General features: G+C 50.1%; 10 protein-coding genes and 1 pseudogene. 10 read left to right on the top strand and 1 reads right to left on the bottom strand.

Translation table 11 applies throughout. The features are described from left to right. The 10 genes and pseudogenes from IX84_RS31400 (at window position 1) to IX84_RS22605 (ending at window position 12,448) form a co-directional block, all read left to right on the top strand. Window positions 1-1,134 carry an ABC transporter ATP-binding protein gene (locus IX84_RS31400; protein ID WP_052516315.1) on the top strand — a complete coding sequence of 378 codons (1,134 nt, stop codon included), beginning with the start codon at window positions 1-3 and terminating at the stop codon, window positions 1,132-1,134. After that, a complete protein-coding gene (locus IX84_RS22640) occupies window positions 1,127-2,305 on the top strand; it encodes an SDR family oxidoreductase (RefSeq protein ID WP_044226226.1) in 1,179 nt (392 codons plus the stop codon). Before IX84_RS31400 ends, IX84_RS22640 begins: the two co-directional genes overlap by 8 nt. Then, a complete protein-coding gene (locus tag IX84_RS22635) occupies window positions 2,295-4,730 on the top strand; it encodes a PEP-utilizing enzyme (protein ID WP_160213890.1) in 2,436 nt (811 codons plus the stop codon). The genes IX84_RS22640 and IX84_RS22635 overlap by 11 nt, the downstream gene beginning before the upstream one ends. Continuing rightward, on the top strand, window positions 4,727-5,530 hold the full coding sequence (locus IX84_RS22630; RefSeq protein WP_044226223.1) for a hypothetical protein: 804 nt from the start codon (window positions 4,727-4,729) through the stop codon (window positions 5,528-5,530). Before IX84_RS22635 ends, IX84_RS22630 begins: the two co-directional genes overlap by 4 nt. A gap of 12 nt (window positions 5,531-5,542) precedes the next feature. After that, window positions 5,543-6,625, top strand: coding sequence for a UbiA family prenyltransferase (locus IX84_RS22625; RefSeq protein WP_152605201.1), 1,083 nt, complete (start codon window positions 5,543-5,545; stop codon window positions 6,623-6,625). 4 nt (window positions 6,626-6,629) lie between these two features. Further along, window positions 6,630-8,411 carry an asparagine synthase (glutamine-hydrolyzing) gene (asnB, locus tag IX84_RS22620; RefSeq protein WP_052516314.1) on the top strand — a complete coding sequence of 594 codons (1,782 nt, stop codon included), beginning with the start codon at window positions 6,630-6,632 and terminating at the stop codon, window positions 8,409-8,411. Next, complete coding sequence (locus IX84_RS22615; RefSeq protein WP_044226219.1) at window positions 8,399-9,655, top strand: radical SAM protein; 1,257 nt, start codon at window positions 8,399-8,401, stop codon at window positions 9,653-9,655. Before asnB ends, IX84_RS22615 begins: the two co-directional genes overlap by 13 nt. Continuing rightward, window positions 9,627-10,151, top strand: a pseudogene (locus IX84_RS34705) (transglutaminase domain-containing protein); the annotation flags it as partial. The gene IX84_RS22615 and the pseudogene IX84_RS34705, both read left to right, overlap by 29 nt. After that, on the top strand, window positions 10,152-11,099 hold the full coding sequence (locus tag IX84_RS33095; RefSeq protein WP_152605200.1) for a hypothetical protein: 948 nt from the start codon (window positions 10,152-10,154) through the stop codon (window positions 11,097-11,099). After that, the gene (locus IX84_RS22605) at window positions 11,096-12,448 is read left to right on the top strand and encodes a hypothetical protein (protein WP_044226215.1); all 1,353 of its coding nucleotides are present in this window, start codon (window positions 11,096-11,098) and stop codon (window positions 12,446-12,448) included. Before IX84_RS33095 ends, IX84_RS22605 begins: the two co-directional genes overlap by 4 nt. A gap of 150 nt (window positions 12,449-12,598) precedes the next feature. On the opposite strand, the gene IX84_RS22600 is transcribed toward IX84_RS22605, so the two are convergent. Further along, window positions 12,599-13,294: a PKD domain-containing protein gene (locus IX84_RS22600; RefSeq protein ID WP_152605199.1), complete on the bottom strand. Its 696-nt coding sequence runs from the start codon at window positions 13,292-13,294 to the stop codon at window positions 12,599-12,601. Window position 13,295 lies beyond the last annotated feature (1 nt).

Here is a 13,295-nt window from a genome sequence, read left to right as displayed (position 1 = left end):
ATGATTCAGGTAGATAACCTAGGCAAGAAATTTGGTATTCGGCAGCAATCAAAAGGCCAACCCACTACGGAAAAAGAGGTCTGGGCAATCCGTCAGTTGTCCTTCACCCTGCCCAAAGGGAAAGCTCTGGGGCTTATTGGGCCAAATGGCGCCGGCAAAAGCACCCTTTTGAAAATATTAGCCGGTATTTATCTGCCGACCTGTGGACAAGCCATACTTAGTGGGCAGTCAGGTGCGGTGCTGGACATCGGATCAGGATTCCACCCTGATCTATCGGGAAGAGAGAACATAAAATTTGCAGGCCGCCTGGCCGGATTAACCAAGGAGCAACTCGAAGCGGCTCTGCCAGAAATCATCGCATTCAGTGAGCTGGAGGAACATTTAGACACGCCGGTGAAGTATTATTCTTCCGGCATGTTTTTACGGCTGGCTTTCTCGACGCTCATCCATACCGAATGCGAAATTTTACTTTTTGATGAAGTCCTCGCTGTGGGTGACAGTGCATTTCAGGAAAAGTGTTTTCAAAAAATACAAAGCCTTAAACAGGACGGGAGGACCATGATTATGGCCAGTCATGAACCTGCAAAACTTGCTCAGTTCTGTGATGAGGTCATGGTGATGGCTAATGGGGCATGCCAATTTTTAGGGCCGGCACAGAAGGCGCTGTCTTTCTACAGCAAGCACTTTGCACTTAGCCCCACACCTCAACCACGGGACAGCCGCTACCTGGAGCAGCTGACTTATGAAGGGGCGACTGTAATTGGGGAACTCCCAAATGAGGAGATAGCGGTCACCTTTACCGTAAAACTAAAAGTGAAGTCCCGTCCGCTTACAGTCGCCATAGCCCTTACCGACAGTTTAAACCAACTGCTGTTTAGCGGCCATCAGCCTCTGGTTATGGAGAACGTCAACGCAAACGAGAGCATGGAAGTCCAATGGTCCTTTCCCAAATCACACTTAAACGAGGGCTTGTTTTGGGTCAACTTTTATCTTTTTGAAGAGCAGAACATCGTAGAGCAACTCCCTAAAGTAGGGCAACTGGAAATCCCTCCTTATCAGGACCCCAAACGGAATATCGAAGGAGGGTTCCACGCCATTCATATTGACAGTCAAATTCAGGTGAGCTATGAATAAAATGGTTGTCGCATTAACCGGAGCTACGGGCTTATTGGGTAGTAACATCTTATTTGAGCTCTTAAAACGGTACGAGGGTTCGCCCGGTTCGCTTACGATTTGGGTTTTAGGCCGGGCCGGGAAACAACTTTCCCTGAGGGAGCGTATCCGGCAATTGTTAGCCAATGATGGCGCCCACTACCTAAACATGCCGGACACGGCCCCATTGCTTGAGTGCATTCGAACTGTAGACTGCCACCTGGGCCAGCCGAACCTGGGAATATCGGAAGACAGCTTCAGGAAGATGAAAAAAGAGCCCCCGCATTTATTTATCCACGCAGCGGCAGCTTTGGACTTTCGGGATCAGGCAGCGGTCCTGGATTTACTGCAAAAAATTAACGTAGAGGGGACACAGCAGGCCCTGAATCTTGCGGAAGCGCTGGGCACTCCCGGCTTTGCCATGATCAGTACCGCTTACGTTTGCGGCATTCGGTCAGGGGTGGCCAATCCGAATTTCATGCCTGAGGATCAGCTTTTCAGAAACCCCTACGAGCGTTCTAAGCTGGACGGAGAGCGACTGGTCAGGCGTGCCGAACAGGAAGGCCGGTTCCGGCGGGTTTACTTTTTCCGCCCCACAACCATCTGTGGGCGCTTAATTGAGCATCCGGTTGGATACACACCTAAGTTTGATGTCTTTTACGCCTGGTTAGCCTTTTTCCTGAGGCTTAAGGCGCGGCAATTAGGCCATATGGACTATGAAACGCCAGCTAAGATTGACATTCGTGTGGCGCTGAAACCAGGATCAGGCCTAAATATTATCCCGGTAGATTATGCAGCCAAAGCTTTAGTGGAAATCAGCCTCCAACAGCCTCCTTCTAACGCCTTCCATTTGGCTTCGCCTTACCTGACCGATAATTATGAGGACCTTCCTGCCCTCTTAAAGTTCATCAATGTCCATCTACCCACGTTTGTCGAAGAGATGCCCCCTGCACTTAACACCCTGGAATACCTTTACTACCATAGGTCGGTAGGGAAAATCTATGACCCTTACATTAGCAAAAACGTGCCGGACTTTTCACTGGATTCACTGCACCAACACCTCCCCACCGGCTTCCCCAAGTGCCCAGCGGTGAAAGGTACTGTAATGACTCAGCTGCTAAAATTTGCAAAAAAGCATGACTTTGGACTCTAGAGCCTGCTTCCGGATTGGCGAAGGCCAGCTAAACCCCTCCCAATGTGGTGCCAAAGCTTTCCGGCAGCATGAGCTCAAACGTTTAGGGTTCCTGGTCCCCGATGGACTTATCCTGACGTATGACCAGGTTGACCACTGGGCAGCTGCCTGTCAGCTTTCCCAACGTGACACCTACGCTACTGCACTTAAGCGCATCAGAGGTGCTGATCAAGGCAATGATTTTCTAGCGGCCGTCCTTAGTGCCCTCCCGGGGAAAGGGCCATTAATATTGAGAACAGCAGCGGCAAAAGAAGACCGCCCGGACGGGACAATGGCCGGCCAGTTTGTCTCACGCCCCGGCATCCATACTACCGAGGACCTTCAGGAAGCGCTGGCAGCGGCATGGGCTGCTGCGGCAAGCCGGTCCTCTGCGCCGCTCCGGCTGTCGTTTTTGGTGCAGGAATATATTCAAACCGAGTATGGTGGCGTGGCCTTCACGGTTTCACCTACAGCACCTAAAGCGTCCGAAATAATATTGGAGGTTATTGAGGGAAGTTGCGCTCAACTCACAGGCGGAGCATCTCCGGATGCCAGGCTCACTTTTGACTGGAGGAACCAAACACTGGACAAGCCCTTCCCGGGCCATTTATCCAGGTTAGTTAGCAATGACCAAATCACTCAATTGGGCAATACTTTTCTCGACCTGCAAAAGCACTTTGGATGCCCACAGGATATCGAATGGGGCGTTTGCGAAGGCGTACTGTATATATTTCAGTCAAGGCCCATCACCCGCATTGCTTTTTCGGCTGATACCATCTGGACGAATGCCAACTTCCGGGATGGTGGCATTGGGGCAGATATGCCTTCTCCGTTGATGTGGAGTTTGTATCAAATGACCTTTGACCAATCCATTGATGCTTTTTCAAAGCGCTACCACATTACGCCCGATACCCCGCCAAAAGCCTGGTCCCGCACCTTCCTGGGCTACCCGTACTGGAACCTTGCTGCAACCAAAAGCGGTGCCCGAAAAGTGTTGGGTTACGTGGAACGTCAATTTGACCAAGGCCAGGGCGTCACCCCCTACTACGAGGGCGATGGAGAAGTGTCTAAGCTGACCCCAAGGCGGCTTTTCACGTCTCTCAAAGCGCTCCTTGCCATTCGAAAGTCGATAAAATCCCGTTTCAAGGTATGCCAGCAAACGAAAGCCTACTTTGAAAAGATAGCCAGCACGGAATTGGTAACGCCCCCTGATGAGCAGAGTGCCACGGCAGACCTGGTGCTTTATTTCGAGCGGTTGGTTACGCAACATCTGATGTACATCTATACCCGCTACTGGGAGATCATTTATGACAACACCTTTGTCAGTACATTCACACAACAAGCACTAGACCGTTACAACCGTAAAACAGGTTCCAATCTTGAGTTCCCGGCAGTTACAGCTAACCTCGAAAATGTGGCGCACCTACGACCGCTGGAAGCGCTTCTGGAATTAGGACAGGGTGTTTTATCTGATGACGCCGCCCATGCCTGGTGGACTGCCCATTCAGTAGAGGAAATATTCGAAACCTGGTATAATGGCTCCCCCTTTCCTTTTCAGGATCAACTCAAGGATTACCTGACGGATTATGGCTACAAAAGCTCCCGCGAACTGGAAATCCAGGCTCCAAACTGGTCGGAAGACCCTACCCCTGTTTTTCATGTCCTACGACAATTCCTGGCTGGTGCTTTTTCCGCCTCAGCTAAGCCGCATACACCCTGGCACAGCGACCGCTCACTCCCCCACAAGTTTAAGAGGCAGATAGAACAGCAGCGAAAACTACTTTGGTGGAAAGAGGAAATCCGGGACATCACCACCCAACTGTTCCACTATATCCGCAAATCTGTCATTGCGCTGGGCCAACGACTGGAAAAAGAGGGGATTTTGCCTAACGCCGAAGATGCTTTCTTTCTTACCCATCAGGAGCTCATCTGCCTTGGTAAAATGGGAACCGTAACGGCGGACTACCGGGAGCGAATTGTGTACCGGCGCAACCTTCAGGCGAGTTTCAGAAATTTTCAAAAACCAGATCTTATTTTTCCTGACCCGGCAGAGCATAGGACCACAACCGTAGGGTACTCTGGTTTGAAAGGCATTGGAGTCTGCCATGGCAAGGTGGAAGGGGTTGCTGTTACCGTTAGTGAAATCAATGATTATTTTGACCCCAGCACTCTTGATGGCAGGATCCTTGTCACCCCCTATATCAACCCAGGACACCTTCCCTACTTTTCTAACCTCAAAGGCCTGATTACTGAAAACGGCGGTTTGCTTTCTCATGCGGCCATCATTTGCAGAGAGCTTAACATCCCTGCTATTTTCGGAGTACCAGACGCAACCCATAAACTCAGAGATAACCCCCGCATTCGACTCAATGGAAAGACTGGGGAAGTTGCTATCTTAGCTGAATGAAGCAGCTTTTTAGCATCGTGGGGACAGATGGTAGCGGAAAGGACTACCGGCTGGCGCAGATTATGGCTAAGGTTGACCCCGGCATTTTCTTTCCGCTGTCCTGTACGGCTTACCACCACTCTGCCTTTTGTGCGAACCCTGCTTTGTCCAGAACGCTGCAACGCCTTGGGGAGGAAGCCGACCGGAAATCAGATGCTGCCCTCAAAGGCATCTCCCTCTTTCTCAAGATGCTGCTCTTCGGTCAGGAGCTCCGCCATTTGCAGGAATCGCATCAGGCGAAGGTGGTCCTTTCCACCCGGCATCCGGTTACCGACACACCGGCTTATGCCCGTTTGTTTATTCAGCAATTGGCCATGAGTGCTGAAGACCGAACCCAGGTCCTTTCCAGGGCACAGTCCTTTCTATCCCCAACAGAGTGGAAGTCGGTGGCAGCACTGCTATCTTTGGTGAAGGACAGGATGAACATGGAGCCAATACCTGATTTCATCGCCCGCACGGCCAGGCTTGACTGGACCGAACAGCTGAAAGTTTATATCCACATTTTTAATATCCCCCTTCCTGAGAGAATTCTTTTCCTGAATCCACCAACAGCGACGATATTGGAACGGCTACAGGCGCGTACAGACCGGGTCCGGGAAACCCATGAGCAAGCGCTTTTTATCCAAACCCTAAACAAATACCTTGAACAAGCCCTAAGTGCCTTATGTGCCTGGAAGCCGGAAATCAAGTTGTATGCCACCCCAAATACAGGGGAGGCACTTGATAATACGATCCGTTCCTTTTTTAGCCTGGACAATTAAAAAGTGAATCCCTTGAGAGCATTTGCCGCTAAAAACAACTGGCTTTTTTCAAAAGTACCAATGGCGTTTGGCTATTGCTATTTGGGATTACTGGTGGCGCCGGGGGAGGTGGGAAACAAAGCAGCCCTGCACTTAGCCACTATGCTCTTTGTTTTTCTGGGAAGCGGGCTCTTCGTCCGCTACTTCAATGACTTTTGCGATATTGATCAGGACCGAAAGGCAGGTAAGCAAAATATTGCCCGGGGTGATCACTCTGCCATTCGCTGGCTCAAGTTATCAGGGTATACCGCCATAATTCCTGTTGCCTTATGGTTTTCGGCTGCCCCATTCCCATTGTATCTGCTGATGGGCGTACAACACTTGCTTTACCTCCTCTATTCCATTCCACCCATTCGGCTAAAAGAAAAAGGCTGGCCAGGGCTGGTCTGTGACGCCGCCTACGGGCACGCTGTCCCTGCTGCCGTTGGCTTTGCCTTTGGGTATACCGCTGGTGCGAAAAGCAGTCCTGAAAGCCTGTGGATACATATAGCTTTTGCGGCCCTGTCCCAGTTCGCGCTGGGCATCATCAATATCCTTTATCACCAGATTGAAGACCATCCGAAAGATAAAAAAGCGGGCGTCCTCACCTGGGTCGCCCTCAAAACACCAGCCACTGCCCTTAAAATAGGCTTTAACCGGTACGCCCCGCTTGCCCTGGCTTCACTTGGAGGCTTTTACCTGTATTGGGGTATTAATGGCTTTCCGGTTTTAGCCCTCGCCCTTTTATTGACCTTATTCCTAATCTCGGCTGCCTGGTTTAGCAATACCGCGAATCCACCTGCCCGGCACTCCCCCAGGCTTCTGGCTTTAAATGAATTAACAGAAATCTGGGCCCCGCTTTATACCATTACGGCCCTTGTGTTCCAGGATCACAGATTTATTTATTTGCTGTTGCTCCATACGTTTATGTTTTACCGGATTATTTTCCCTTTCGTTTTTTATTACTTCAGACGGTTAGGAAGTGGCCTCCAATGGCTAAGTGGCCAACTGGTTTATTTTTACTACCACAAACTGCTGGCCTTGTACGCCAGATTAAAAAAACGCTTTTTCAGCTAAGACTATGTGCGGAATAATTGGTCAGATTTCCCTTCAGGCTCCTATTCAGCAACGGCAATTCAATGCCATGCGGGATACCCTTCAGCACAGGGGGCCTGATGGTTTTGGCTCCTGGTTTTCTGAGAATCGTCTTGTTGCGTTAGGCCACCGGAGGCTCTCCTTCCTGGACCTTTCCGAAAAGGGCAAGCAGCCTATGACCAATGAAACCGGATCGGTATGGCTGACTTTTAATGGAGAGATTTACAACTATATCCCCCTCAGAGCTGAACTGGAAACAGCAGGGCATCATTTCAGCTCAAAAACGGACTCCGAGGTGCTGCTTCACGCTTATGAGGAATGGGGCACAGGTATGCTCGGCCGGCTAAAAGGGATGTTTGCATTCGGTATCTGGGACGAACACCGAAAGCGGCTTCTAATAGCCCGGGACCGTTTTGGCATCAAACCACTTTACTATGGTTTCCTGAATAATCAATTTTATTTTGCCTCCGAGCTAAAAGCCATCCTCAAAGGGCTGGCCAAACGCCCTGCCCCATCTATGGAGGCGGTGGCTGACTTTTTGGTCTACCGGTATGTCCCCAGTCCGAAGACCATCTGGAAGGGGTTGAAGAAATTGCCGCCAGCCCATTACCTCGATATTTCCTTTGCCTCGGGGTCTCCTGATTTATCCCCCCAATGCTACTGGCAATTGCCAGATCCCAGGCTCAGGCCCACTCCCCGGGAAGCCGTCCATCAGGTACATGAACTTCTATCCGAGTCTGTAGGGCAACACCTGCAAAGCGATGTACCGGTAGGCAGCTTTTTGAGCGGTGGATATGACAGCAGTGCGCTGGTCGCCTACGCCCATAAGCAAGGGAAAGCGCTAGACACCTTTTCGATTGGTTTTGAAGGCTGGGAAAAAAGTGAGGATCAATACGCCCGTCGGGTTGCCGACCATCTCAACCTGCCTCTTCACACCCGATTAGCCGGCCGGGAACAACTCGCTTTGCTGGACCAGCTCGCTTATTTCTACGATGAGCCCCTCGGGGACATTTCTACCATCCCCACATTTATGGTGAGCCAAATGGCCAGTCAGCACCGAAAGGCCGTACTTTCCGGAGAGGGTGCGGATGAGTTATTCGCAGGTTATACCTGGCAAAAGCCCATTGCAGGCCTCAGCACCCTGAGCCGCCTTAAGTATTACCTCCCGGAACAAATTTCCGGAACTAGTATTACCAGCTACTATGCCACTGCCATGGCAATGGGCCGTTTTGACCTGGAGGTATTAAAGGATACGATCCATCCCCGGCTGCACGATCAGCTGCCGGCTTTTCCCGACTGGTTTTATAAAAAGCATACCCGGCAGTACCCTCAATTATTAAAGACGGTTCAAAAGCTAGATATTCAAACCTTTATGGGTGAACTTGTGCTGACCAAGATCGACCGGGCGAGTATGGCGCATGGTTTAGAAGTGCGCGTCCCTTTCCTGGACCACGAATTGGCTGAATACCTATTTTCCCTACATCCGAAAGTATATTACCGGGCCAGCCAGACCAAGTTTTTGCTTTACGAGAACATCAAAAACACCCTGCCGGCAGAAATTTTGAAGCGGCCTAAACAGGGATTTGTAGGGCCAGACTCTTATTATATGGATATTGCATTTTATGCGAATTGTCTGAGGGATGGCCAATTGATTAAATCGGATGTGATTAGCCCGGCAGGCCTTGAACGATTACTACGGGACAAGGATCACTGGCGGCTTTGGAAACTAGTAGTACTCGAAAAATGGTGGCAGCGATGGATGACCTGAAGTCAAATAAGGCTAAAAACGTACCAGCCTTTCTATCCAGTGAGGTTAGGGCGGCATACAACAGGCAACGACCGCCAGCGTTGCAAAAGCGGCTGTGCTTTGCGCCCTTCAGCAGCCTATACTTCTCCAGAAATGGCGATATCCTGGCCTGCTGTTATAACCGAAAGTTCGTTTTGGCACGCTATCCCGCCGACAACCTGCTCGGGGCCTGGTGTGGGGAAGAAGCCCAGAAAATGCGGCAGGCTATGATGGGAAAAGCTCTTCCTGTCGGCTGTTCGAGCTGCCAGGAGCAATTCAAGGCTGCCAATTTCAGCAATGTACTGGCTCGCAACTACGACCGATATGCAAATCTCCCGTTCCCGCAGGCGCCCCTGCGACTGGGAACCGCTCTCTTTGCAGCTCCTTTTCCCCGGGCCTTTTTTCAGCAATTAAAAGCTGAGGCTCGTCAATTGAAGTACGGCCGTATCAGGGCTGCCTCCCCTCCGGATATGCCCCGCCTGATGGAATTCGAACTCAGCAATACCTACAACCTCGAATGTGCATTTTGCTTTGGGGAGTTCAGTTCAAGCATTCGGCGCAACCGGGATCAATTGCCTGCATTCCCGGAACTCTACAATGCTGATTTTGTCGAAGAACTTCAACCCTTTTTACCTCACCTTTGGGAAGCTAAATTCCTGGGGGGAGAACCCTTTCTTATTCCGTTGTACTTCGAAATATGGGCAGCCATCCGAAAGCTCAATCCAGGCATCAGGGTACATATTACCAGTAACGGTACTGTGCTGAATCAAAAAGTAATAGCGGCACTAGAAGGGCTAAAAGTAAGCCTGATCCTGTCCATCGATTCCTTTGAGGAAGATACCTTTGAAAACATTCGGAAGAACGCCAAATTTGGCCAGGTTATGACCAATCTCCAGTATTTCAGCCGCCTCGCAAGGCAGAAAGGCAGCCGCCTCACACTCGCAGTCAGCCCCTGCATACTCAATGCATGGGAAATCCCAGCAATTGTAGCGCGCTGCAATCAGGAAGGCTGGTATGTACATTTCAACACGGTTTGGTGGCCAGAGGAGTTATCCCTGCGCCGGTTGCCCGTACAGGAATTAGACCGCCTCATCCATCACTATGTACAATTCCGGACACACTTAAATACGAAGGTCAAACGACAAAATGCCAATGCTCTATCGGGTTTGTGCAACCAATTAAAACTGTGGAGTAAAAATGCTGGATCATATTGGACGCAAAAATAGGCAGGCAGCTACGAGGCTTACCTGGTTTTTTATTTTTACAGGCATAACTGCGCTGGTACTTTTCATATCCTCCTGCACCAGTAAGCCACCCCAGGAACAACGGCAGGAAACGTACAGGCTGGACCACCCGGAGCAAACGGTCGTTCACCTGACCAACACCGGACCAGAGGAAAGCCAATTCTTTATCGACATCAACCAGGGATGGTATCTCCAACGCACCCGGGTAGCTCAGCGAATCAAAGCTCAAAATATCGGGCAGGAAGCACAGGCCAGAGCAGCCTGGAGGCTCGTCGCCAAGACCACTCGAAATGCCCACCTCACCAGCGCCCGCTGGCTCCATGCACCAGAGTATCTACTGAATTCGGCCGGATATGGGTTCTGCGACGATATAGCCAGTGCCCTGGCTACTATCTGGCAGGAAATGGGCTTACCGTCCCGCATATGGCACCTGGGAGGACATGTGGTGCCTGAGGTAAACATTGGTGGAAAATGGCAAATGTATGATCCAGACCTCGGATTGTATTATTTGAGCGATGCACAGCAAGTTTTATCCGTAGAGGCCATTGCAGGCGGAGCAGCAAGGTGGGTAACCAATGGTACACAAACGGTAGACCTGCAAAACTTGCCCAGCCCCGTTACCCACCAGGAAAAATTCCTCCGTCCGGAGGATAATCACATCAATAGATGGTTTTTAGACTCCATACCTGAGGAATCCGGGCAGTTTATTTTAGGGCCGGGTGCTCGCTTATCCTGTTGTGATTATCACCCGGGTTACTTCCCAAACAAGGTAGTGAAGATTTCACTCCCGGCAGGATTCAAAGGGCTCATCAAGACACCCCTGATACTTGTAGATGCAGATGGTTTTACAGCAGAGGTGGAAAGTCAAATTAAAGCCAGTCATTATTTGCTCCCATCCGGGGAAATCTCCATTAGAACCCCGCTGCCGGAACTAAGCCACCTGTACTTTTTAGCCAATCGCCAATGGCCTGCTCTGGAAAATGAAAATTCATTATTCCTGGAGGGGACCAGGCTTCAACAATTGGAAGTCTCTTTTTCTCCTTCAGCCTCTTCTGGGGAATTGGCTGATTTTCATCATATTCCATCCTTTGATTTCAAAGATTACCTCACCTTTCTGTCCATTTGGCCCCAACTGCCGAAAGTACAAAGCCTGGAAAACCTGAAGGCAACTTACCATCGATATCATTCCATTAAGGCAGGAAAAACTATAGACATTCAACTAGATTTTAAACCTCGCTATGAAGCACTGATGGACTTTCTTAAGCAAAATCCGGAATATGAAGAAGTCATTTTAAGTTCTCTTAGTCAACCTGAATTCCTTTATTTTATCCTTGAATATTTTTTAAAGGAGTACCCATCAGTGCAGCTTCCGGGCTTTATTGAACAAACTTATAAATCAGCCATTACCAACCAGCCAGAGCAATGAAGTATGTTTTTGTCGTTTGTGGCGCCGCGCAACATATCCAGGCTTTGCACTTTGCTTTGGGCTTATTGAAGCAGTTTTCCCGAAAGCCGGCTGTGGTGGTGACGGATGCCTCCCGCAATGCCATTCCCATACAGCATAATGAGATCATAGACATCGCAACGCCGCCTCAGTTATCCGCTCACGAAGCTGCAATTTACCTCAAAACGAGCTTGCACCGGCACCTGGATTTCAATAACGACGAAACTTACTGCTACCTCGATTCAGATGTGTTGGCCGTACGGCCGGGTGTAGATGAGATCTTCAACCATTTTATTCCTCCCATCCGATTTTGCAGTGACCACTGCCGGATGATGGAATTTAGTCCCAGTGCGGTGTATCAGCCTGGCTCAGAGGAGTTGATCCGGAAACAAAAAGAACTGGAAGTACTCCGGCACCGTTACCAGCCGCTGGAGGAAGCACAAAAGGCCGAAGCCGGCGCACATTACGAGCGCATCCAGGCCATCAAAAAAGCATTCAATGCTGCCCAACCGGCACATGCAGGAAAGTTTAAAGACTTTGGCTCCTGTAAGGGCAGGCTTCGGTTACTCCTGGCAAAAACCGCCTTCAAGGCGCTATTTTGGAGCAATGCCGTGCTCACTTTCCCGTTGGAAATCCTGTATCCGGGCATTCGGAAAAAATCATTTGAAAGTCTCCACAAGGCGGTATTTGGAGCACCGTTTGAATTTGACGCCTTTGTCCAGAAACATGGCTACCGTTATGACAAAAAGGAAAGGAAATGGTACGATGAGCAAGGGCAGTTTATATTCGATGAAGCTATTGTCATCCGGGCCATAGAAGCCCAGTCTGCATTTCGCTGGGATGGGCTCACATTATCCTGGCAAGACAGCGAAGGGAGGAAGATCAGTTGGCCCAGCTCTGATGCATTGCGGCAGCTGATTCATCAAAAATTTGGGGTGCACATTAATCAGAAAAACTGGCAGCACTGGAACGGTGGGGTATTTCTGTTCGGCCGGGCATCCATTCCTTTTCTGGAACAGTGGCATGCATGGACCCTTGAAATATTCCATGACCCAAAGTGGAAAACCCGAGACCAAGGAACGCTTATCGCCACCGTTTGGAAGTACGGCCTGGAAAACCACTCTACCCTTCCTATAGAATACAACTTCATTGCAGATTATTACCACCCCCGCATTCAGTATAATGGAGATTTGTCTTTCAGGTTCAGGGGCTCACCAGACTGTATACGCCCTTTTCTCCTTCACATTTACCATCATTTTGGCGATACCAGCTGGCCCCTGTGGCTGGATGTGGAGGACCGGGCCGGCCAATCCTTTTCACCAACTGAATAGTGTGGTGCCCTACGGGAAGGATAACAAAATCAGAGCGGAAGTTACTGTTTTTCTCCTCCTCACTGGTCAATCCTTATCAGCGCAACATTTACCTTTGGCTGTCCAAAACACTGAAAAAGAGGTAAGCTCAAGCAGGATCAAAACAACACCTTACTCTACCACAAACTGCCGCCGCACCGGCTCTGACCAAGCGCCATCATTGTCTTTCACTCTAACCTGTACAGCGTAAGTGCCCGGACCGGGGTAGATGTAGTCCAGCTCAGATCGTTCCGTCTCAACGGTGTAGATGCCTTCCAGGGTAAACTCGTATGCCATGATCTCACCGCCCCAGTTGCCATCCTGATCAAAGCTTTGCTTGGCGTCAAAACGCATGTGGTAAGGTGCTACCTCGTCCACCTGTTCCGCAACCAGGGCAGCTACCGGCTTGTAATTGCCGATAGCCAGAATTTCCACCAGGGCGGTTCCGGAAGCTCCAAATGGGTCTTCTGCCGACAAAACGAAAGAATGAGTACCCTCCTCCAAGGCCTGCAAAGTTAAGGTGCCCGTCTTTGGGGACTCTTCGATACGGGCATTATTGAGTATAAAGTCACCGGACCTGACCACTGCGCCGTTGAGTTTGGACATACTGAGCGTGTGGTCGTTTTGGTCATCCTCAATGCTATAGGACAATTCCATCAACTGCCCGGCACTGACCTTAAGGGTATCCTCGTACACGTCAGTGCCGTTCACCAACAGGATAGGCGGCTGTCCGTCGCCGTTGCCATTGTTTTCTTTTTTACAGCCAGCGAAGATTAGGCCTGCCAGGCAGCAGGTCATGATCGCGAAAGTTTTGAAGTTTCTGGGCATG

The sequence above is a fragment of the Phaeodactylibacter xiamenensis genome (assembly GCF_000759025.1).
Taxonomy (GTDB): domain Bacteria; phylum Bacteroidota; class Bacteroidia; order Chitinophagales; family Saprospiraceae; genus Phaeodactylibacter; species Phaeodactylibacter xiamenensis.
This window is presented reverse-complemented; position numbering and strand designations above follow the sequence as displayed.

Bases quoted from the DNA above. Each gene is read 5' to 3' on its own strand.
- IX84_RS31400 (WP_052516315.1), top strand. From the start codon at position 1: ATGATTCAGGTAGATAACCTAGGCAAGAAATTTGGTATTCGGCAGCAA.
- IX84_RS22640 (WP_044226226.1), top strand. From the start codon at position 1,127: ATGAATAAAATGGTTGTCGCATTAACCGGAGCTACGGGCTTATTGGGT.
- IX84_RS22630 (WP_044226223.1), top strand. From the start codon at position 4,727: ATGAAGCAGCTTTTTAGCATCGTGGGGACAGATGGTAGCGGAAAGGAC.
- asnB (WP_052516314.1), top strand. From the start codon at position 6,630: ATGTGCGGAATAATTGGTCAGATTTCCCTTCAGGCTCCTATTCAGCAA.
- IX84_RS22615 (WP_044226219.1), top strand. From the start codon at position 8,399: ATGGATGACCTGAAGTCAAATAAGGCTAAAAACGTACCAGCCTTTCTA.
- IX84_RS33095 (WP_152605200.1), top strand. From the start codon at position 10,152: ATGTATGATCCAGACCTCGGATTGTATTATTTGAGCGATGCACAGCAA.
- IX84_RS22605 (WP_044226215.1), top strand. From the start codon at position 11,096: ATGAAGTATGTTTTTGTCGTTTGTGGCGCCGCGCAACATATCCAGGCT.
- IX84_RS22600 (WP_152605199.1), bottom strand. From the start codon at position 13,294: ATGCCCAGAAACTTCAAAACTTTCGCGATCATGACCTGCTGCCTGGCA.